We start from the raw sequence: 20,398 nt of genomic DNA on the forward strand, positions 1-20,398 counted from the left end.
TCGAGCTGTCTTTTCCCACCACCGACCGATCGGTCGAGAGAACGGCCCCGACTACTCCTCAAATCACGTTTGATTCCGTCGATATTCATTTGTAGAACCTCTATATCCCGAAAACGTGGAGGGAATCCTGTCCGCAAAACCAGCACGAGAAAAGCGTCTATCCGAGCTGTTCGCCGACCAGCTCGTCGGCGTGTGCGACGAACGCCGTTTCCGTGCCTTTCGGCACCGTCGCCCCCGCAGCGACGTTGTGGCCGCCGCCGTCACCGCCGACCGCCTGGGACGCCTCTTTCATCACGACCGAGAGGTCGAGACCCTTGTGCGTGAGGTGGGGAGTCCCGCGTGCGGAGACTTTCACTTCCTCGTCGTTCTTCTCGGCGAAGGCGAGGATGGGTATCCCGCGGTCGATACCGTCCGCACCGACCGCCATCCCCGCGACGATGCCGACGATGGTCTCGCGGACGCGGTCTCCGGCGTGAAACCACTGGACGTGCTCTTCTCGGGTGACACCCTCCGATTGCACCCAGTCGATGGCTTCCGAGAGGTTCCGACGGTGGTTCGTCAGGAGGGTTCGCGCCCGTTCGAGCGCGTCGTCTCGGTCACCGAGACAGACGGCGAGGCCGACGTCCGCCCGTTCGTAGCGCGCCGTGGCGTTGAGGAGGGTCGAGAACTCGCTTACGTCCCGGAGTTCGGTTCCCGCTTCTTCGGCGACGAGCGTGTAGGCGGTTCCGACGAGGCCGTCTATCTTCTCGGCGGGAACGCCCTTGCGCATCGCGCGCTGGACGAGCGCGCTGGCGACGGTCTGTTTCTCGTCGCCGGTCAGGTCGACCCAGCGCCGCCAGTCGCCGTTCGATTGTAAGTCGATTCCGAGGCCGTCGAGGAAACGGAGGACGCCGCTCTGGTCGTTCGAGATGCCAGGGATGTACACGTCGGTCGCGTACTCCAGCAGTTTCGGGAGGGGGCGCGTCTGTTTGCCGTACAGCGCGAGGTCGGTTCCGGTTTCGAGAACGCCGACGTCGATACCTTCCTGGACGATGCCCGTGTTCGCTCCGACGAGTTCGCCGTCGGAAGTCTGCATGTCGCCGACGGCCCCGACGACGGCGAGCGCCGCGAGGTCGCGGTTGTCGACGTCGTCCGGTTCGAGTGCTCGCGCGAGGACGTAACTCGCTCCCGCGCCGGAGAGTTCGGACGAACCGTCGAGACCAAACAGCAGCGGATTGAGGTGAAACTCGGTGTCCGCGTCGGCAGGCTGGTGGTGGTCGGCGATGACGGGCGTGAAATCGCCCGCCGATTCGTGTTTCGCGACGATGTCGAGTTGCCCGCTTCCGAAGTCGGTAAAGAGGACGGTGTCGTAGTCGGTCGCCGCTATCGAGGCGATTTCGTCCGCGTCGAGTTGCTTGCTGAACACCGTCTCGAACGGGATTTCGGCGCGTTCGAGCGCCGACGAAGCGATTGCGGCGCTCGTCAGGCCGTCGGCGTCGATGTGGGAGGCGAGCAAGACGCCGTCCGCGTCGCGTAGTCGGTCGGCACAGGCCGTCGCCCGTCTGCTCAGTTCTGGCACCGGGACACTCATGGGTACACCATTGGCTCGTCCTCTCGTTTAAACCTCGGCCTTCCTTCGGATGTGGGCGACCGCCTCCCGCGCCAGTCGGTCGAAGGAGGCGGTTTCGGGAACTACGTCGACCCGAATCCCGTGCTCGCGGGCCGTCTCGTCCGTCGGCGTCCCGATCGCGCCGACGGTGATGGTTTCGAGGTTTCTCGTCACGTCGTCTCGAATGCCACGTTCCGCGGCGGCGTCGAGGAAGTATTCGACCGTGAGCGAGGACGTGAACAGGACGCCGTCCAACTCGCCGTCGGCGGCGAGTTCGGTCGAGTGACCCGCATCCGCCGGGCGAACGAGTTCGTAGAGAATCGTCTCGTGAACCTCGGCTCCGGCGTCTGCGAGTCCGTCGGTCAGCACCGCGCTTCCGTGGTCGCTCCGGGCGACTTCGACGCGCTCGCCTTCGACGCGGTCCGCGAGTGCCGCGACGAGACCGCGCGAGGAGAACTCGTCGGGAACAACGTCGACCTCGTACCCGTATTCTTCGAGTGCCTCGGCGGTCGCGTCGCCGATAGCGCAGACGGTCGCGTCGCCGGGAGTCCACCCCGCCTCGTGTGCGAGTTCGACGCCCGTCTTGCTCGTCAGCACGACGAAACTCGCGTCCCGAGGGGTGTTCCCCGTCGACTCGACCGCGAGCATCGGGTCGGCGACGGGGTCGGCACCGAGCGATTCCAGCAGGGCGGTGGCTTCGTCGAGTCGCTCGTCGTCGGGGCGGAAGACAGCGACGTTCATTCGTCCTCCCGGGCCGCTTCGATGAGGTCGCGGGCACCGCGGTCCGCGAGTTCGCCGGCGACCTGCTTCGCGCCGGTGACGTGGGTTTTCACCGGCACGTCGCGTTTCATCGAGACGGACTCGGAGCCGTCGACGCTGAACACCTGTGCTTCGACGTGGACGTTCTCACCCTGGATGATGGCGTGAACGCCGATGGGGGCGATACAGCCACCGTTCAACTCGCGGAGGATGGTCCGTTCGACGGTCGTCTCGACCCGCGTCCTGGGGTGGTCGAGGACGGTGTGGATGTTCTCTGCGAGTTCGGTGTCGAGCGTGACGATAGCGAGCGCACCCTGGCCCGGCGCGGGGACGAACTCCGTTCGAGGAAGGGGTTCGTACTCGGCGTGGTGGGCGAGGCCACTGCGCTGGAGGCCCGCCTCGGCGAGCACGATGGCGTCGTACTCCGTCTCCACCTCGCGTTCGAGTGCGCGCCGCTCGATTTCGGCGAGGTCGTCGAACCACTCTTCGACCGTCTGGTCGTAGGGGAACTCGTAGCTGTCGTCTTTGCCGACGTGACCCTTGCGCTCTTTTTCCTCTTCGGTTCGCCGTTCGTGTTCGGCCTGCAACACCGGCGCGAGCAACTTCTCGATTCGCGTATCGACGTTGCCCCGCAGCGGTTCCACGGTGAGGTCCGGACGAACGTTCAGCAGTTGTGCCTTCCGCCGGAGACTCGACGTGCCGACTACGGCACCTTCCTGCAGTGCGTCGATGGGCTTTCCGTCCGGGGTCACGAGCACGTCGTCGGCGCTCGCACGCTCGGGGACGCCGGCGACGATGAGGTCGTCAGGGTGCTCGGTCGGCATGTCCTTCATCGAGTGGATGGCGCCGTCTACCTCTTCGTCCAGTACACGCTGGTCTAAATCTCGAACGAACGCGCCGGTTTTCCCGAGTTCGGTGATGAGCGCGTCGTCCAATCTGTCGCCCGTCGTCTCCACCTCGACCAGTTCGACCGAGAACCGACGGTCTTCGAGCGCCGCTTTCACCTCCCCTGCCTGTCGAATCGCCAGATCTGACCCTCGTGTCGCAAGACGAAGTTCCGTTCCGCGATAACTCATATCCGACACTGGGAACCGCTCCTTCAAGCCACCTTCGCAACCGAGATTTTGACTACGACCTTTTACAACGGTCGAGAGGGAGCGGGCACGCGCGACGGCACGCGCCCGCTCCCTGTCTCCCTGTAGAAGCTGGACCAAAAGCACCGGAAGACGTTCCTGCTCGCTGACGCTCCGCGGGCGTGCGACTTCCGAGCCATTCGCTCGCGGTGGGTGGGCTAGCTCTCTGGCGGTTGATTGGCCTGCTGATTTCTGGTGGGTGTGTCACCGTCCACAGCGTGGCGGTAAGCCGACCAGCCGCTTTTCGGTCGCGCGGCGAGGGCGATTCACGCCGACCGCGCGAATCGCCCGTGTGTTCGGAGGCACGGGGACGCCGCGGACGGGCGGCCCCGGCGGTCCGGGCCGCCCGTTCGCATGCGGTATTTTGCCCTAGCGATTTCCGCGGTTGCGGTCTTGTGTCCGAGCGAACTCCTGCGGTGCAGAATCGACCTGAGCGACTCCGACGGTTTCGTGTCGACCTAGACTGGCACGCGGAGCTGTTGTATTATCATATGGAGATGATTGGGACGATACCGTATGACGTGGCGAGAGGTTCTGTTCATCAGCATGTGGCCGGTGTTGTTAGGAATCGGCTACCTACTGTGGCCTCAGAAGATGTTTCGTCTCGACGTGTGGCCGTTCGTCTCGGCTTCGACTGATGGACTCACCGAAGATGGTGAGCAAGCCTATCGACGAATCGGTATCCCGTGGATTCTTTTCGGCGTCGGGTTCGCGGTCTTCGGACTGCTCTTCTTCTGAAGCAGCCACCCCGTTCGAACCTCCACCGCTCACGGCACGCCGAGGCGGTCGTGACGCAGCCAGAGATAGTACAGCGAGAACGGAACACTCAGGACGAAGCCGACGATGACGGCGAGCGAGAGGTCAGACAGGGCGAGTCCGGCCAGCGCGACCACCCCGAGCAAGGCCACGAGCGCGTAGTTCCCGCTTGGCTCCCACCCGGCCTCCGCGCGGCTGATCGCCTGCGTGTCTTGGAACACCGCGAACGGAAAGAGTGCGGTGAGCACGACGAACGGGACGCCGACCGCGACCAGCGAGACGGTCGCGGCGCGCGGGAGGGCGACGAACAGCCGGACGGCGCGCGAGTCGTCGCCGATGCCGAAGAGTCCGGGTTCCATCGAGATGGCGAACGCGACCCACGCGACGGTCACCAGCCAGAAGACGAACACCGTCGGTACTGCTGCGATCCAGTACCACCAGCGCGAGTTCACCCGGTCGCCGGAGAGCCTCGGACGTTGCATCTGACCTCGTGTTAGGGCGGGGGGATAAAACGAATGTCGCCTTCGGAGTTCCCTCGCCGTGGCGGCCAGAGGCCGCCGACCTACGGAACCCCGACGTGCTGGTGGCGCTGATAGAGGTAGTAGACGGCCACGGGAACGCTCAACGTGAAGCCGGTCGTCACCGCGCTGACCGCGGCGACGAGCGCATAGAGCACGCCGTCGGGTTGCCAGTCTATGTTCGCGCGGTTGACCGCCTCCGCGTCGAGGTAGATACCCAGTGGAAACAAGACGAACATCAGCGTCACGAACAGGCCGAAGACCAGCGCACCGAAGAGCGTGACGAGGAAAAACGGTCCGAGAGCACGCGGACTGGCGAATCCGACGCCCCACCCGACGAGAAACCAGCCGACGAAGAGGATGCCGACGACCCACGAGACCACGAACGCGATGGGGGTCGCCGCGACGAGATACCACCACTTGGAGTCGACGACGGATGACTGGGTCTGCATACGTCGTCGTTCTCTCCGCAAAGCGATAAACGTTCCAGTCTGATGACCTATAACGCGTGCTTGTACGCCTCCAGCGTCTCTTCGATGTCCTCCTCGGTGTGTGCGTAGCTGACGAACTGCGATTCGAACTGGTTCGCCGTGAGGAAGATGCCCCGTTCTTGCATCGCGGGCCAGAACAGACGCTCCCACCGCTCGGTCTCGGCACGGTCGACGTCGGCTCCGGATTTCGGGCAGTAGTCGAATCGCGGGCAGTCGATGTTCTGCCGACAGCCAGCCTCGCAGTGTCCCTCGTGGTCGCTCGGCCCCTCGCGGGTGAAGATGACCTTGAAGATGCTGTCAGTCCCCGCCACGGTGTACTCGGGCGCGCGGTCTGCCACGATGTCGGTCAGGCCACGGCGGAGTTGCTCGCCGAGGTCGTTGACGTGGTCGTACACGTCGTTCTCGGCGGCGAATCGAAGCGTTTCGAGACCCGCGGTCATCGTCACCGGATGGCCCGAGAACGTCCCGGCCTGGAAGACGGGACCGGTCGGTGTGAACTGCTCGACGATTTCGGCGCGGCCACCGACCGCACCGATGGGGAAGCCACCGCCGACGATCTTCCCGAAGGTCGTCAGGTCGGGCATGACGCCGAACTTGCCCTGTGCGCACTGGAGACCACCGACCCGGAAGCCGGTGATGACCTCGTCGAAGACGAGCAGCGACCCGTGCTCGTCGGTCACCTCGCGGAGCGTTTCGAGGTAGCCGTCGACGGGGTGGACGACGCCGTGGTTGCCGAGGATGGGTTCCGCGAGGACGCAGGCGATGTCGTCGCCGTGCTCCGTGAACACGTCGTGGATGGCCTGCTCGTCGTTGAACGGGACCGGAATCGTCTCGCGCGCGAAGGCGGCGGGGATACCGCTGGAACTCGGTTCGGCGGGCCGTCCCGACGCGCCCTCCACCAGGGTCGAGTCCTGTGCCCCGTGGTAGCCGCCCTGCATGACGACGATTTTGTCACGACCCGTGTAGCCGCGAGCGAGCCGAACCGCCGAGACGGTCGCCTCGGTGCCGCTGTTGACGAACCGGACCATCTCGACGCTCGGGACGTGCCGGGTGACGAACTCGGCGAGTTCGACCTCCACCTCGGTCGGCGCACCGTACATCGGGCCGTCGGAGAGCCGCGACTGGATGGTCGACTCGACGGGTTGGGGCAGGTCGTGACCCAACAGCAGGGGCCCGTAGCCCATTACGTAGTCGAGATATCGATTGCCGTCGGCGTCGATGACGTGCGCGCCGTCGCCCCGCTTCACGAAGAAGGGGTAGGGGCGGACGGCCCGGACGGGGGAGTTGACGCCACCCGGAGTCACTGACAGCGCGCGGTCGTACAGGTTTCGAGAGCGCTCGCGGTTCATACTCGGCGGGTTCGAACTCCCGCGTAAAGTTTGTATCGAGAGGGTCCGACGAGCGAGGGCGTTCGATGCGGCCGTGGAACGACTCGCCCCCGTCGCAGAAATCCCGTCTCCCGACGTCGTCACACCTCGACCGTCCGAGACACCCATCCCGATGGCCCACTCGGGAACGCACCCGAATACTCCCGTGGCTGCACCGTCCCCTCGCCGTCGGTCGCACGGACGACGACCTCGTGTTCTCCGGTCGCCGGTTTCCACTCGAACCGCCACTGTCGCCACACGTCCTCGCCGGGCAGTTTCGGCCCGAGGGTGGCGTCCTGCCACGACCGCCCGCCGTCGACCGACACCTCGACGCGACCGATGCCACGGGTTCCGGCGTAGGCGTGTCCGGCGAGTTGGACACTTCCGTCGTCGGTCCGGTTCTCGACGTGGAGTTTCGCCACCGTCTCGACCGGGCCGGTGCCGTGCCAGCCTTTCTTCTCCCAGAATCCTTCGGCGGGCTTTTCCAGCACTTCGATTTCGGTGAGCCACTTGACGTTGATCTCGCCCCAGTGGCCGGGCACCAGCGCCCGGACGGGATAGCCGTGTTTGCGGGGTAAGAGCCGACCGTTCATCCCGAAAGCGAGAAAGCCGTCGTCGAGGGCCTCCAGCGGGAACTCCTCGTAGTAGCCGTCGTCCGCGCGGAGCATGACACAGCACTCGTCCGGCGTGCCCGCTCGTTCGAGCACTCGACCCACCGGAATCCCCGTCCAGAGCGCGGTGTCCATCTTCTGACCGTTGAGCGGTTCGCCGACACAGCGCAGGGTCTCGAACCGGTGTTCGATCGCCATCGACGTGAGGTCGTCGTAGGAGAGTTCGAGTTTCCGGTCGACAGCGCCCGTGACCCGGAGGGTCCAGCGGTTCGCACTCACGTTAGGGTTCACCGAACTGATGTCGACCTCGTAGAACGCGTCGTTCGGGGTGACGAGGCCGCCGAGCCTCGGCACGTCGAACGATTGCTCGTCTGCCCCCGCCACCCGCCGGTCGACCGTTGCCTGCACCTCGTCGTCGGTCACGAGCGATATCGGCCCTTCCCTGACGCCGGTGATCTCTCGCCCGCGAAGGTACGCGAATCCCGAGAAGCCAGCGACGGCGACCAGGGTCGCAAGCACGCTCCGCCGGGACGTCGAGATGGGCCGGTCGCTGCCGACGTTCCATTCGTGTTCTACGAACGCGAGAAAGACGCCTAACGAACCGCCGACGACGAGGGCTCTCCCGAACGCACCCGTCAGCACCGTCGTCACCAGCCACCCACCTACCGCCGCCACGAAGACGCCCGTGTACGGAACGTCCGAGCGTTTGCCCGCGACTACCGCGACGAGGGTCACGCCCGAAAAGAGCGCGACGGCGACGACCAGCGCGAGGACGAGCGTGAGTATCTGGGCGATTCCGCCGAGATACTCGATGGCGGGCCCCATCACGACGCCCGGAACGAGTGTCGTGATGGCACGTTCGGTCCCCGCTCCGACGAACGCCGACGTCTGCCCGCCGATGGCGAAGGAGGTGACGACTCCGAGTACCCCACCGACGACGCCGACCAGTCGTTCGACCGTCCGCTCTTCCATCGTGTCGAATCAGGAACCGGACGCGCAAAGCGTTTGTGCCGTGGGAACACTTAACATTTGGGCTGTCGTCTCTTCTCCTATGAGTCAGGGGGACTCCGGGGGACTCACGGGCACACTGCGAACCGTCACGCCACCCTATCGAGGACGACCGGACAGCGAGATGAACGCCATCGGAATCGCGGTGTTTCTCGGGATGATAGTCGTACTGTTGCCGCTCTTGCCGTTTTTGATCATCGTGTGGCTCATCTCGAAACTGACGGAAGCGGTCGCACAGAGAGCACCGACCGGCGAAGAAGAGTAGTTAGAAGCCGATGAGGTCGAACGGGTAGCCGTTGTCGTTCTCGTTTGCGTGTTCGTAGACGACGTGGGCCGCCGCGACGTCTTGAATCGCCAGTCCGGTGCTGTCGAAGACGGTGACGCCGTCCTCGTCCGTGCGGCCTTCCAGGTCGCCGACGACGATGTCGCCGATGTCGCCGTGGATGTCGTCGTCCGAGAGGATGCCCGCGTTGTACGGGACGTTGATCTCGCCGGAGTGGGTGGTCTGGGCGTGGTCGTCGATGACGAGTTTCGCGTCCAACAGGAGTTCGTCGGCGAGTTCGTGCTTGCCTTCCGCGTCCGCACCCATCGCGTTGACGTGGGTGTGCTCGCCCACGTCCTCGCGGGAGACGATGGGGTCTTCGACGGGCGTGACGGTAGAGAGAACGTCGCAGGACGCCGCGTCCGCGATGGAGCCAGCGCGAACGTCAAACTCGTCGCCGAAGTAGTCGGCGAATCGCTCGACCGCCTCCTCGTCCAGGTCGCTGATGACGACGTCCTCGATGGGTCGAATCTCCGAGATGGCTTCCAACTGCGTGTACGACTGGACGCCAGCGCCGATGAGACCCATACTCGTCGCGTCCTCGACGGCGAGGTAGTTGGTCGCCACCGCCGCCGCCGCGCCCGTACGCTTCATCGTCAGTTCGGTGCCGTCCATGATGGCCAGCGGGAAGGCCGTCTCGGGGTCGCTGTAAATCATCGTCCCCATGACGGTCGGCAGGTCGAACGAGTCGGGGTTGTCCGGGTGGACGTTCACCCACTTGATGCCCGCGGCGTCCCAGTCGTCGGCCTCCAGGTAGGCGGGCATAGAACGGAAGTCGCCGTTGTACTGCGGCAGGTCGATGTAGGACTTCGCAGGCATCTGTGCGTCCCCGCGTGCGTAGGCTGCGAAGGCGTCCTCGACGGCCCGGATGAGTTCGTCCATCTGGGTGTTCTCGTCTACGGCGTCCTGATTGAGCAGCAGTGTTTCCATAGTCTGAGGGATACGTGGTTCCCACTTAGTTCCATCTTTTGCCGATTTTGGCCAAGTTTCGTGGTGACTCGTGGCGTTTCGAGTATCTTTTAGGAAAGTAACTGGTGAACTGTATCGTGTAAGTCACAGTTTCGCTGGCAGATGAACCGTTCAGACGGAGAGAAAATGCGCGAGAAGCAATGCGGTGACTCTGGGAGAGATAGTCCCTGTGGACTGAAACGCCTCACTATCCACGAGGTCTCGAAAAAATCTACGTACGTTGGTCGGACAGTGGTTCGTCGAACTGGGCGTGGGAATCAGGTCGTTCCCGACTTCACATCGCGCCGCCCATGCCACCCATACCGCCCATGCCACCCATGCCGCCGGGTGCGCCGCCTTCGTCGTCACCTTTGTCGGTGGACAGGTCGCCGGCGGAGATGATGTCGTCGATTTTGAGCACGAGGTTCGCTGCCTCGGTAGCACTGGAGAGTGCTTGCTCTTTGGCGTGGGCCGGCTCGACGACGCCGCTGTCGAAGGTGTCCTCGACGTCGCCGCTGAAGACGTTCAGGCCGGCGCGTTTCTCGCCGTCCTCGTGGGCTGCACGGAGGTCGACCAGCGTGTCGATGGAGTCGAGACCGGCGTTCTCGGCGAGCACGCGCGGGACGAGTTCGAGCGAGTCGGCGAACGCCTCGACTGCGAGCTGTTCGCGGCCTTCGACGCTGTCGGAGTAGTCGCGGAGTCGGGAGGCGAGTTCGACCTCGATGGCACCGCCGCCGGAGACGACGCGGCCGTCACTGACGGTCTGGGCCACCACGTCGAGCGCGTCCATGATGCCGCGCTCCAGTTCGTCGACGACGTGGTCGGTGGAGCCACGCAGGAGGAGGGTGACGCCGTGGGCGTCGTCGCCGCCCGTGACGTAGAACAGTTCGTCGGCGTCGTCGCGGGTGACGCTACCCGTACCGAGGTCGTCCTCGGTGGCGCTGTCGAGGTCGGAGACGATGTTGACGTTGAGAACCTCGCGGAGGAACTTCACGTCGCTTTTCTTGACGCGGCGGACGGCGAGGATGCCTTCCTTGGCGAGGTAGTGCTGTGCGAGGTCGTCGATGCCTTTCTGACAGAAGACGACGTTCGCGCCCGTCTCCTTGATCTGTTCGACCTTCTCTTTCAGCTGAGCTTCCTCGCGGTCGAGGAAGTTCTTGAGCTGGTCGGGGTCGTTGATGGAGATTTCCGTGTCGACGTCGGTCTCCTCTACCTCGACGGGTTCGTTGAGGAGGAGGACCTTCGCGTCGTCGACCGACTTTGGCATGTTGTCGTGGACGGGGTCCTTGTCGATGACCGCGCCTTCGAGCAGTTCGGACTCGCCTGCCGAGCGACCGGTCTGCGTCTCGACGTTGACGTATTCGAGGTCGACCGTGCCTTCGACCGTGACCGCACGAACTGCGTCCACGATTATCTGGCTGAGCGTCTCCTTGTTGAGTTCGGCTCCCTTGCCGGTCATGCTGGTCTCGGCGACCTTGCGGAGGAGGTCTTCGTCGTCGGTGTCGATCTCCTCGGCGATGTCGTCGATTTCCTCGCGCGCCTTCTCGCTGGCGAGGTGGAAGCCCTTGATGACCGCCGTGGGGTGGATGTCCTGTTCCAGGAGGTCCTGGGCGTTCTTCAGGAGTTCGCCCGTGATGGCGACGGCCGTCGTGGTGCCGTCTCCCGCTTCGTCCTCCTGGGTTTCGGCGACCTCGATTATCATCTCGGCCGTCGGGTTGTCGATGTCCATCTCCTTGAGGATGGTGACGCCGTCGTTGGTGATGGTCACGTCGCCCATCGAGTCGACGAGCATCTTGTCCATCCCTTTCGGTCCGAGTGTCGAGCGCACCGCATCCGCGACGGCGCGCGCGGCGGTGATGTTGTGCTCCTGCGCGTCCTTGTCCTTGACGCGCTGGGAATCCTCGGACATTACTATCATTGGTTGACCTTGCATCCGCTGACTCATAGTACAGAAGCGACTATGATTGTCCTTCTATATAAACGTTTATTCCTGACCGTGGCCGTCGTCTCCGGTGGTCATCACTCATGGCCGGAAAACCACGGGGAGGCGGTTCCTATCCTGGAATACTTTGTGCATCGTTAGCACGAGTCTCTGCCGACGACAGGCGGTGCAAAACGGGTGTTTAAATACATCAGTGGTGATGGCGTCTTTTTCACGTTTCCCTCCGTATTTCAGTCGATGCACTCGCTCGACGGTTCGACCGGCGGCGGGCAACTGCTCCGCTCTGCGCTCTCGCTCGCGGCAGTGTCGGGGGAGTCGTTTCGGATGACGGAGATACGAGCCACGCGCCCGAATCCGGGACTCCGCCCACAGCACCTCACCGCCGTCCGCGCCGTCGCCCGTGCGTGTGACGCGAAGATACACGGGGACGCGATAGGCTCCGAGGCACTGACCTTTCACCCCGGCCCGACCGACGGTGGACGATTCGCGCTCGACGTCGGAACTGCCGGGAGCGTCACGCTGGTCTTCGACGCGCTCTTGCCGCTTTCGACGGTGCTCGACCGCCCACTCGTCGTCACGGTCACTGGCGGCACCGACGCGAAGTGGTCGCCGCCGGCCGACTACTACCGCGAGGTGAAACTGCCCCTCTGTCGCCGGTTCGGCGTGCAGGCAGCGGTCGATGTCGCCCGAACCGGCTACTATCCGGCGGGCGGCGGCGAGGCGACGTTGTGGCTCGCTCCCTCCTCGCTCTCCCGAATCGAACTCGCGAACCGTGGGTCGCTCGAGAGGGTTCGAGTGTACTCGAAGGCGTCCACGTCACTCGCGGCACAGAACGTCGCCGAGCGACAGGTCGAAACTGCACGGAACCGACTTACAGAGGCAGGTCACTCCGTCGCCGAGTATCGGACGACGTACGCGAAAGCGAACTCGCCTGGAACGTCGGTGCTCGTTCGCGGCGACTACGACGACTCGCTCGTCGGATTCGACGCGCTCGGCGAAAAGGGCGTGCCGGCGGAGTCGGTGGCACGGGACGTCGTCGACTCGTTTCTCGCGTTCGACGACGCTCACGGGGCGGTAGACGAGCACATGGCCGACCAGTTGCTCGTCTTCCTCGCGCTGGCGGGTGGGCGTGTCTCGATTCCTCGCGAGACCGCCCACGTCGAGACGAGTCTCGAACTTGTCTTGGCGTTCGGATACGACGTGTCACTCGTCCGTGAGCCCCATCCAATTCTCGTCGCCGATTGATGCCTACGTTCCAGCAATCGCGGTAACCTCGGTCGCTTCAGCCGGGTTTCCTTCCGGTCGGCGACGTTCGTTCTCCCTTCAGTTTCGCTCCGGAATCTCCGAGAAACCACGGTAGACGTTCCGATTGTAGTATCCGTGAACTGCCCCGGAAAGCATGACCAACACGGCGAGTCCGACGGCCCACCAGAGGTCCGGAACCAGGTCGAGTGGTCCGGTGTCCAACCACGCACCCGTGACGAGTGCGAGGCTGATGGTGCCCAGGACGAAGTAGTACTCCGACCACGGCAGGTCGCTATCGGGTGAGAGTTTCAGGTACACGTCAAGAATTTCGGCACGCTCGGTCAGCGTGATGTTCCCGTGAGACGGTTCGTACTCGATGAAGTCAGTCTCGTCCAACTTCGGGAGGTGTGCCTGCTGGAGGGTGTTGTAGACGCGCTTTCGTTGTTTCGACGTCACTTCCTCGGCCGTCACGCCGTTCTCCCACGCGGCGATTTGGGTCGCCAACTCACCGATTTCGATGGGACTCTCATGTCGCCGAAGGTAGTAGAGTGTGTACCGCCGTCGTTGATTGCTCAGAACCTGAAAGACGACGTCTCTCGACAGCGGTGTCACGCTCTCACCCGTCTCGTCTGTTTGCTTTGTCATCTCTCGTTTCGCTCACACTACTGTATATTTCGAACAGGTATCTTCCGAGACACTTAACGTTTTGTACTAATTTAACAAAAATTCTCGTCGATGGTATATCACTTAACAAAAGTTCTCGGTGGCGAAAACGCGCCCACTGTCGGTGGTGTACACCCCAATTCCCTCTCTCTCCCAGTTTTCCGATAGGATGTTCTCTCGATGGCCGGTGGAGTTCATCCACTGGGAGACGATTCCTCGAGCGAGTTCGTCTGCGGTTCGATACCGAACGACGGTACCGTTTTCGGTTCTCACCCGTCGGTCGAAGTAGGTGTACGCGATGTTCTCGCCCGCACCTCGAAGACAGTAGTAGTCCGCGTCTCGATATCGGTCGCCGGGGTCCTCGCCGGACGGTGAGACGTGCGCGAAGTAATTCTGACGGGCCATCTCGGCGCTGTGGTTGCGCGCGATGTCGCGCAGCCCCGCGTCGAATTCGATGGGATCGAGTCCGTGCTCGATTCGCTCTTCGTTCACGTAGATGTGGACGTAGAACTCGACCCAGCGACGAAAGCGAGGCTCGTTCGGGTCCGTCAGCGATTCGGGGCGGTCGTCGGGAACGTCTACCACCTCCGCTCCCTGCAGGGAGCCGAGCGTGTCCGCTCCAGGGACCGGATATCCGGCGAGGTACGCACCGAAAAAGAGCATCGTAGCGAGAATCAGGACAGTCGGGGCGAGCGAGCGCATTCGTCTCCCTTTCGACCTGCCGAAAGATGAACCCTCGCCTCCGTTTCACCTAGTGCTCCGAACGGTGGGCGTTTTCTTCACCTTCACGTTGGTTGCACCCCTATCGTTACGTGCAGATGAGCAAAGCAACCTTCGAACTGTTTCGGGACGCACGGAACGAGTGGCGCTGGCGACTCGTCCACGACAACGGCAACATCATCGTGGACAGCGCCGAGAGCTACGACCGAAAAGCCGGAGCGATGAACGGTATCGAGAGCGTCAAAGAGAACGCGGCCGACGCCGCAGTCGAGGAGATGGTGTAGCGGTTCGATTCGTCTCGAATCGAGCGATTCGATTTCGTGGTTCGCTGGCGGACGCCACCGCCGTACCTCACTCGTAGTTCACGCGCGGGTCGATGACGGCGTACGCGACGTCTTGAACGAGATTCCCGACCAGTCCGATGAAGATGGGAATCATCGTCGTCGCCAGGATGAGGGCGCCGTCTCGGGCTTTGAGAGCCTGAAACGCGAGTGCACCGAAGCCGGGGAGACCGAACACCGTCTCGACGACGAGGATGGTCACAAACAGGATGGTGATGGTCTCCGCGAAGAAAAGCGACACGAGCGGGAGTGCGGCGTTGCGCAGGACGTGACGGCTCACGTCTCGCGCGGTGGCACCGTTAGCTCGAAGCGTCTTCACGAACTCCGCTGGCACGTACTCGAGTGACGTCGACCGGGCGTATCGGATCTGTACGGCGAGCAGATTGACGGTCAAGACGAGCATCGGCAGCACCATGAACGGGAGATTCTCGGGCGACCAGAGTCCGTATCGGTGGTCGAAGTACGACGCTTGAATGCTCACCCGTTCGAGGACGAGGACCGAAGCCCACGACGCGAGCCAGAAAGACGGAACGCCCAGTCCGGGGTAGGTGACCGCCGTGACGATTCGGTCGACGTAGCCGTGCTGGTGGACTGCCGAATACAGCCCGATGACGGTGCCGAGAAGGGTGGACAGGACGATTGCCGGAATCAGATAGACCAGCGTGAGCGGGATAGCCGTCTCGAGTCTGTCCGTCACCGGCTGTCCTTCGATGTCGGTGCCCCAGTCGAGCGTCGTGTAGCCGACTATCCACTTGACGTACCGGTCGAGCACCGGTTCGTCGTAGTTTCTGGCTTGCGCGTAGGCCTGTTCTCCTTGCTCGACCGTGCCGCCGGACATCGCCGTCAGGATGCCCGCTCTCTCCTTACCCGGGTCGGGCGCGTACGCGTAGACGAGGAAGATGACCGAGAGGAGGAGATACGCGGCAAACACAGTCCAGAGGACTCGTCGAGCGAGGTATCGACGCATGACTATCGGCCCTCTACTGGCGGTGACGCGACGCCACTGGCCGACCCCGTCGAGACGGCTTCGTCGGGCCTGGGTGGTACGATTCTCTCCATGCTAGTATCGCACACCATTCGTTCGCTTCTGATAAATGTTCCCAATATTACAATCGTGGCTCTCGACCGGAGACCCCCCGAATCGCCGAGAACGGCTTTGGTAAGATCCTGATATTTTTATACCATTGTTCCATTGACTCTGTCAGACTAACACAACGTCCTCTCGGTCGGACGACTGCTCGGCCGACGAGAGACGTGACGGGAGTGCTCGACGCAACATGGCTACACGAAACGATACGTTCGATGCGATCGAGTGGGACGAGTACGCGACCGAGTCTCGGTCGATTTCGGTTTGGACGAAAGCGTTCTTCCTGGTCGCTATCGCACTGACGCTCGGAGCCCTGTACGACTTCGTCGTCGTCCCCGACGACAAACCCATCGTCGTGGAGTGGAACCCACCGATACTGGACTGGCTGTTCATGCTCTCGCTGGCGGTGTTTGCGTTCTACGTACTCGTGCCGCTGTACCAGAACCGAGACCTGACGCGCCGACGCTGGCAACACCTTCGGACGAATCGATTGGCGGTCGCCAGCCTCGCGTATCTCGTGTTCTTTTTCGTCGCCGGACTCGTCGTCCCGATGTTTCACGCGCCACTCGAAGACGCCGTCACGGCTGCAGATGGGTTCAGGTACGGTATCTCTCCGTATCAGCCACCGTTCGGCTTCTCGGTTCCGTTCTACGGCATCGGCATCACACACTGTGTCGGCGTTCTCGAAAACAAAGTGTGTCACGGAAGTTTGATTCATCCCCTCGGTACGACCGGTAGTGGCGAGGACGTCCTCCTCGAAATCCTCCAGGGGATGCGAATCTCGCTTCAGGTTACGCTCATCACCGCGACGCTCATCGTCCCCCTCGCAACTACCGTCGGAACCGTCGCGGCCTACTTCGGCGGGCGAGTGGACGAGCTACTGATGCGCTACGTCGACATCCAGCAGGCGATTCCGCCGCTTTTCGTCTTTCTCCTCCTCGAAGCACTGTACGGCGGCAGCATCCTGTTGATGATCGGCGTCTTCGGTCTGCTGAGCTGGGGGAGTACGGCGCGACTCGTCCGGAGCGAAGCCCTCCAGAAACGCGAACTGGGCTTCATTCGTGCCGCACGGAACGCCGGCAGTAGTCGGTCGGAGATAATCCGGCGACACCTCCTGCCGAACGTCTCGAGTACCGTCCTCGTCGCCGTGACGCTCCAGATTCCGACGCTCATCCTCATCGAAGCGATGCTCGGCTACTTTCAACTCCACGGGGCGGGACAGAACTCGTGGGGCTACCTCATATACGCCGCGTTCACGAACGACTTCCACCCGACGCTCCTCTGGTGGGCAGAAGTGCTCCCGGTGGTGTTCTTGATGCTCACCGTCGCGTCGTTCAACTTCCTCGGTGACGCACTGCGAGAGATACTCGACCCCAGAACGCGGGAGAAACTATGACCGACACACTCCTTTCCGTCTCGGGACTTCGAACGACCTTCGACACCCCCCAAGGTGTCGTCACGGCGGTCGACGGTATCGATTTCGACGTTCATTGGGGTGAGACGGTCTGTCTCGTCGGCGAGAGCGGGTCCGGAAAGACCGTCGCCTGCGAGTCGATTACAAGACTCGTCCCCGACCCGCCCGGAACCATCGAAGACGGCCAGATAGTCTTCGACGGGCGCGACCTCCTGGAGTGTTCTCCCGCCGAACTCCGCGAGATTCGTGGCAATCGAATCGCCTACGTCTTCCAGAATCCGCAGGGCGCACTCGACCCGGTGTACACCGTCGGAAGACAGGTCGCAGAATCCATCCAGTTCCATCAGGACGTGAGCGACGGCGTGGCTCGACAGCAGGCGGTCGACCTGCTGGACCGCGTCGGTATCCCGAAAGCAGAAGTTCGGGCAGACGACTACCCCCACGAGTTTTCTGGCGGGATGCGCCAGCGCGTCGTCATCGCGATGGCACTCGCGGGTGAACCAGACCTGCTCATCGCCGACGAACCGACGACCGCACTCGACGTGACCATCGAAGCCCAGATTCTCGACCTGCTGGCCGACCTGCAAGCGGAACGCGATATGGCGATTCTGTTCGTCACACACGACCTCGGCGTCGTCGCAGAAATCGCCGACCGCGTCGTCGTCCTGTACGCCGGAAAAGTGATGGAGCGGAGCGGCGTCGACGAACTGTTCGACCAGCCGGCTCACCCCTACACCCAGGCCCTGCTCGACTGCCTTCCGGGTCGAGGTGGCGGGTTACGACCGATTGGTGGGTCGATGGCCGACCCGGTCTCGCCACCGACCGGGTGCCGATTTCACCCACGTTGCCCCCACGCTGTCGACGACTGTGCGCGAGACGGACAACCACCACTCCAGGGTGTCGGCGGAAACCAGCAGGCGTCGTGTCTCTTTCATCGCCCGGACTACGACTCGGCGGTCGTCCTCGACGGAAAGGAGACCGGCGACGACCTCGCCGTTGAGGGGGAGATAGCCGATGAGTGACCAACCGCTCCTCTCCGTCCGCGGGTTGAAACAGAACTACCCCGTCACCGAGGGGGCACTCCGACGGCAGGTCGGCACTATCCGGGCCGTGGACGGTATCGACTTCGACGTCTTCCCCGGCGAGACGCTGGGTCTCATCGGGGAGTCCGGCAGTGGAAAGTCCACCGCCGCCATGTCGTTGCTGTACCTCGAAAAACCGACCGAGGGGACTGTCGGAATCGACGGCGAAGACATCGGTGCGTACGACCAAAGCGAACGAAAGGCGTTCCGGCGGCGGGCACAGATGGTGTTCCAGGATCCGACGACGAGTTTCGACCCTCGGATGACCATCGGCGAGTCGGTCGCCGAACCGTTGACGATTCACGGCATGACAGACGACGGTCGACGACGACGGATAACCGAAGACCTCCTCTCGCGCGTCGGTCTCTCCGAAGATTTCTTCGACCGGTACCCGCACGAACTCTCCGGCGGCCAGAAACAGCGGGCGGCGCTGGCACGCGCGCTGATACTGAACCCTGACCTGCTCGTGCTGGACGAACCGGTGTCGGCGCTGGACGTGAGCGTCCAGGCCGAAATCCTCGCGCTCCTCTCGGACCTCCAGTCGGAGTTCGACCTCTCGCTGTTGCTCATCAGCCACGACATGGGCGTCGTCCGGGAAATCTGTGACCGCGTGGCGGTGATGTATCTCGGCGAAATCGTCGAGCGCGGGCCGACCGAAGCTCTGTTCCGCGACCCACAGCACCCCTACACGCAGGCGCTCGTCTCCGCGATTCCGACGGCGGACCCGGACGCCAGCGGCCAACGGGTGTCACTCCGCGGTGATGTCCCCGACGCCGCCTCGCCGCCCGCCGGGTGTTCGTTCCATCCGCGTTGTCCGGCGGTCATCCCCCCGGTGGGCTACGACTTCGAGCAAGACCACTGGCGCTCGGTGATGGACCTCCGGGTCGCGGTCGCGGACGACGACGTGAATCTCGGTTCGCTCCGCCAACTCGCGGTCGCACGTGGTGCGGCGGAATCCGAGGACGTGGTGAGCGACGAGCAACTTCGGTCGGCGATTCGTGCCGAGTACGACATCCCCGACGAACTGCCCGACGAAGATGCCGAGGCGGTGCTGTCGGCCGCGCTCTCGGACGTCGTTTCGGGCCACGTGGCGGGTGCGGACGACCGACTGCGCAGCGAGTTCGCCACCGTCTGCGAGCAAGAGTCCCCGACAGAGCAAGAGACCGATGCGGGACATCCCGCGGCGTGTCACCTGCACGATGCGGAGGCCATCGTCGAAGAGTGGAAGTGGGCGTCTGTGGACTGACCCGGATTCGTGACGGCGAACCGTTCTGCTGGTTTCGTTCCGCTGGGACCGAAGTTCTTTGCCACTCGCTCACGTTTAACTACGTCCGAAACGGGTGAACTACGATGGTAATTGCGTACGTCTTGATAAAAGCGAACGTCCCGTCAGTGGAAGTGATACGCGATACGATTACCGAACTCGACGGCGTCACCGCCGCCAATATCGTCGCAGGGGACGTCGATATTATCGCGAAGGTCGCTGTCGACACGCCCGCCGATGTCAGACAAATCGTCGCGTCCGGCATCTTGACCATCAACGGCGTCGAGAACACTCACACATACATGGCGATGGAGTGAGGTCGCTCGGGGAGAGACGGTTCGCTGCAAGGTCGACCGCTCGAATCCCGGTGTCGATTTTCTGTTCACGGGAGCGGACGCACGCCACGCGATGCTCACGAACTTGTTTGCGGAAAAGACGCCGGGACTGGGATTTGAACCCAGAATCCCATACGGGAACACGCTTTCCAGGCGTGCGCTTTGCCATTCGGCCATCCCGGCCCATTGATTCGTAACCGGGTACGGCGTTTAAAGGCTTCTGTTCTAATCGAGATAGCCGTCCGCGACGTAGGTGAGGACGGGCGCACCGATTCCCACGAGGAGCGCCGCGCCGACCTTCACTTCGAGCGAGTACCGATAGTCGGTGTAGAGTTCATATCCCTGCAGGAAGACGAGGAAGGCGAGAACGCCGACGACCCCCCACAGCAGACTCGCCTTGACGCGCGGATTCACGCTCACTCGCCGCTGGCGATGGCTTCGATTTCGACGCTGACCCCTTTCGGGAGGTTCGCGACCTCGACGGCGCTCCGGGCGGGCGGGTTGTCCTGGAAATACTCCTTGTAGGAGTCGTTCATCTCGTCGAAGTCCTCGATGTCGTCCATGAAGACGGTCACCTTCAGCACGTCCTGCATGGTTAAGCCCTCCTCTTCGAGGATTCCTTTGACGTTCTCCAGGCTCTGGCGGGTCTGGACGGCGATTTCCTCGTCGTGCAGCAGGTCGCCGTCGGGTGTCATCGGAATCTGTCCGGCAGTGAACACGAGGTCCCCGTTCGTCGTCGCCTGACTGTACGCCCCGACCGCCTCGGGGGCGTCCTGCGTCCTGATGATACGCTTCATATCGGTG

At 63.1% G+C, this 20,398-nt stretch carries 22 protein-coding genes and 1 tRNA gene; 8 read left to right on the forward strand and 15 right to left on the reverse strand.

Annotated elements, in window-relative coordinates; genetic code table 11:
• Nucleotides 1-157: 157 nt before the first annotated feature.
• Genes ACR3FF_RS14690 through hemC form a run of 3 tightly spaced genes read right to left on the reverse strand, consistent with a single transcriptional unit; the run spans nt 158 to nt 3,423 of the window.
• Nucleotides 158-1,570, reverse strand: coding sequence for a DHH family phosphoesterase (locus ACR3FF_RS14690; RefSeq protein ID WP_458188838.1), 1,413 nt, complete (start codon nt 1,568-1,570; stop codon nt 158-160).
• Nucleotides 1,571-1,597: 27 nt separating this feature from the next.
• Nucleotides 1,598-2,329, reverse strand: coding sequence for a uroporphyrinogen-III synthase (locus tag ACR3FF_RS14695; protein WP_458188839.1), 732 nt, complete (start codon nt 2,327-2,329; stop codon nt 1,598-1,600).
• Nucleotides 2,326-3,423: a hydroxymethylbilane synthase gene (gene hemC, locus ACR3FF_RS14700; RefSeq protein WP_458188840.1), complete on the reverse strand. Its 1,098-nt coding sequence runs from the start codon at nt 3,421-3,423 to the stop codon at nt 2,326-2,328. The genes ACR3FF_RS14695 and hemC overlap by 4 nt, the downstream gene beginning before the upstream one ends.
• Nucleotides 3,424-3,996: 573 nt before the next feature.
• On the opposite strand from hemC, the gene ACR3FF_RS14705 reads away from it, so the two are divergent.
• Nucleotides 3,997-4,218: a hypothetical protein gene (locus ACR3FF_RS14705; RefSeq protein WP_458188841.1), complete on the forward strand. Its 222-nt coding sequence runs from the start codon at nt 3,997-3,999 to the stop codon at nt 4,216-4,218.
• Nucleotides 4,219-4,247: 29 nt separating this feature from the next.
• On the opposite strand, the gene ACR3FF_RS14710 is transcribed toward ACR3FF_RS14705, so the two are convergent.
• From ACR3FF_RS14710 to ACR3FF_RS14725, 4 genes are all read right to left on the reverse strand, one after another.
• Nucleotides 4,248-4,718: a hypothetical protein gene (locus ACR3FF_RS14710; RefSeq protein ID WP_458188842.1), complete on the reverse strand. Its 471-nt coding sequence runs from the start codon at nt 4,716-4,718 to the stop codon at nt 4,248-4,250.
• Nucleotides 4,719-4,798: 80 nt separating this feature from the next.
• The gene (locus ACR3FF_RS14715) at nt 4,799-5,206 is read right to left on the reverse strand and encodes a hypothetical protein (protein ID WP_458188843.1); all 408 of its coding nucleotides are present in this window, start codon (nt 5,204-5,206) and stop codon (nt 4,799-4,801) included.
• Between the two features lie 47 nt (nt 5,207-5,253).
• Nucleotides 5,254-6,594, reverse strand: coding sequence for a glutamate-1-semialdehyde 2,1-aminomutase (gene hemL / locus ACR3FF_RS14720; RefSeq protein ID WP_458188844.1), 1,341 nt, complete (start codon nt 6,592-6,594; stop codon nt 5,254-5,256).
• Between the two features lie 119 nt (nt 6,595-6,713).
• Entirely contained in the window at nt 6,714-8,195 is a 1,482-nt protein-coding gene (locus tag ACR3FF_RS14725) for a molybdopterin-dependent oxidoreductase (protein ID WP_458188845.1), read from the reverse strand.
• Nucleotides 8,196-8,274: 79 nt separating this feature from the next.
• Between ACR3FF_RS14725 and ACR3FF_RS14730 the strand changes: the two genes are divergently transcribed.
• Nucleotides 8,275-8,496, forward strand: a complete 222-nt coding sequence (locus ACR3FF_RS14730) for a DUF7535 family protein (protein ID WP_458188846.1) — start codon at nt 8,275-8,277, stop codon at nt 8,494-8,496.
• On the opposite strand, the gene ACR3FF_RS14735 is transcribed toward ACR3FF_RS14730, so the two are convergent.
• Nucleotides 8,497-9,483 (reverse strand): ornithine cyclodeaminase family protein, encoded by a 987-nt coding sequence (locus tag ACR3FF_RS14735; RefSeq protein ID WP_458188847.1) that lies wholly within the window; start codon nt 9,481-9,483, stop codon nt 8,497-8,499.
• Between the two features lie 313 nt (nt 9,484-9,796).
• The gene (gene thsB / locus ACR3FF_RS14740) at nt 9,797-11,446 is read right to left on the reverse strand and encodes a thermosome subunit beta (RefSeq protein ID WP_458188848.1); all 1,650 of its coding nucleotides are present in this window, start codon (nt 11,444-11,446) and stop codon (nt 9,797-9,799) included.
• A 234-nt stretch (nt 11,447-11,680) separates the two neighbouring features.
• Here thsB and rtcA point away from each other — a divergent pair, with 234 nt between their 5' ends.
• Nucleotides 11,681-12,688 carry an RNA 3'-terminal phosphate cyclase gene (gene rtcA, locus ACR3FF_RS14745; protein WP_458188849.1) on the forward strand — a complete coding sequence of 336 codons (1,008 nt, stop codon included), beginning with the start codon at nt 11,681-11,683 and terminating at the stop codon, nt 12,686-12,688.
• 78 nt (nt 12,689-12,766) lie between these two features.
• Here the strand turns inward: rtcA and ACR3FF_RS14750 are convergent, their stop codons facing one another.
• Nucleotides 12,767-13,333, reverse strand: a complete 567-nt coding sequence (locus ACR3FF_RS14750) for a DUF7344 domain-containing protein (RefSeq protein WP_458188850.1) — start codon at nt 13,331-13,333, stop codon at nt 12,767-12,769.
• A 102-nt stretch (nt 13,334-13,435) separates the two neighbouring features.
• On the reverse strand, nt 13,436-14,053 hold the full coding sequence (locus tag ACR3FF_RS14755) for a CAP domain-containing protein (protein ID WP_458188851.1): 618 nt from the start codon (nt 14,051-14,053) through the stop codon (nt 13,436-13,438).
• A gap of 116 nt (nt 14,054-14,169) precedes the next feature.
• Here ACR3FF_RS14755 and ACR3FF_RS14760 point away from each other — a divergent pair, with 116 nt between their 5' ends.
• Nucleotides 14,170-14,355 carry an HVO_2922 family protein gene (locus tag ACR3FF_RS14760; RefSeq protein ID WP_458188852.1) on the forward strand — a complete coding sequence of 62 codons (186 nt, stop codon included), beginning with the start codon at nt 14,170-14,172 and terminating at the stop codon, nt 14,353-14,355.
• Nucleotides 14,356-14,422: 67 nt separating this feature from the next.
• Here ACR3FF_RS14760 and ACR3FF_RS14765 read toward each other — a convergent pair whose 3' ends face one another.
• On the reverse strand, nt 14,423-15,379 hold the full coding sequence (locus ACR3FF_RS14765) for an ABC transporter permease (RefSeq protein ID WP_458188853.1): 957 nt from the start codon (nt 15,377-15,379) through the stop codon (nt 14,423-14,425).
• 310 nt (nt 15,380-15,689) lie between these two features.
• On the opposite strand from ACR3FF_RS14765, the gene ACR3FF_RS14770 reads away from it, so the two are divergent.
• From ACR3FF_RS14770 to ACR3FF_RS14785, 4 genes are all read left to right on the forward strand, one after another.
• Nucleotides 15,690-16,895: an ABC transporter permease gene (locus tag ACR3FF_RS14770; protein ID WP_458188854.1), complete on the forward strand. Its 1,206-nt coding sequence runs from the start codon at nt 15,690-15,692 to the stop codon at nt 16,893-16,895.
• Nucleotides 16,892-17,935 (forward strand): ABC transporter ATP-binding protein, encoded by a 1,044-nt coding sequence (locus ACR3FF_RS14775; protein WP_458188855.1) that lies wholly within the window; start codon nt 16,892-16,894, stop codon nt 17,933-17,935. Before ACR3FF_RS14770 ends, ACR3FF_RS14775 begins: the two co-directional genes overlap by 4 nt.
• Complete coding sequence (locus ACR3FF_RS14780; protein ID WP_458188856.1) at nt 17,928-19,241, forward strand: ABC transporter ATP-binding protein; 1,314 nt, start codon at nt 17,928-17,930, stop codon at nt 19,239-19,241. Before ACR3FF_RS14775 ends, ACR3FF_RS14780 begins: the two co-directional genes overlap by 8 nt.
• 104 nt (nt 19,242-19,345) lie before the next feature.
• Nucleotides 19,346-19,576, forward strand: coding sequence for an Lrp/AsnC family transcriptional regulator (locus ACR3FF_RS14785; RefSeq protein ID WP_458188857.1), 231 nt, complete (start codon nt 19,346-19,348; stop codon nt 19,574-19,576).
• 119 nt (nt 19,577-19,695) lie between these two features.
• Here the strand turns inward: ACR3FF_RS14785 and ACR3FF_RS14790 are convergent.
• The 3 genes from ACR3FF_RS14790 to ACR3FF_RS14800 form a co-directional block, all read right to left on the reverse strand.
• Nucleotides 19,696-19,777: transfer RNA gene (locus ACR3FF_RS14790), tRNA-Ser, on the reverse strand.
• A 42-nt stretch (nt 19,778-19,819) separates the two neighbouring features.
• Entirely contained in the window at nt 19,820-20,008 is a 189-nt protein-coding gene (locus ACR3FF_RS14795) for a DUF7981 family protein (protein WP_458188858.1), read from the reverse strand.
• 2 nt (nt 20,009-20,010) lie between these two features.
• Nucleotides 20,011-20,391: a Rid family detoxifying hydrolase gene (locus ACR3FF_RS14800; RefSeq protein WP_458188859.1), complete on the reverse strand. Its 381-nt coding sequence runs from the start codon at nt 20,389-20,391 to the stop codon at nt 20,011-20,013.
• Nucleotides 20,392-20,398: the final 7 nt, after the last annotated feature.

It is taken from the genome of Haladaptatus ordinarius, assembly GCF_054177595.1.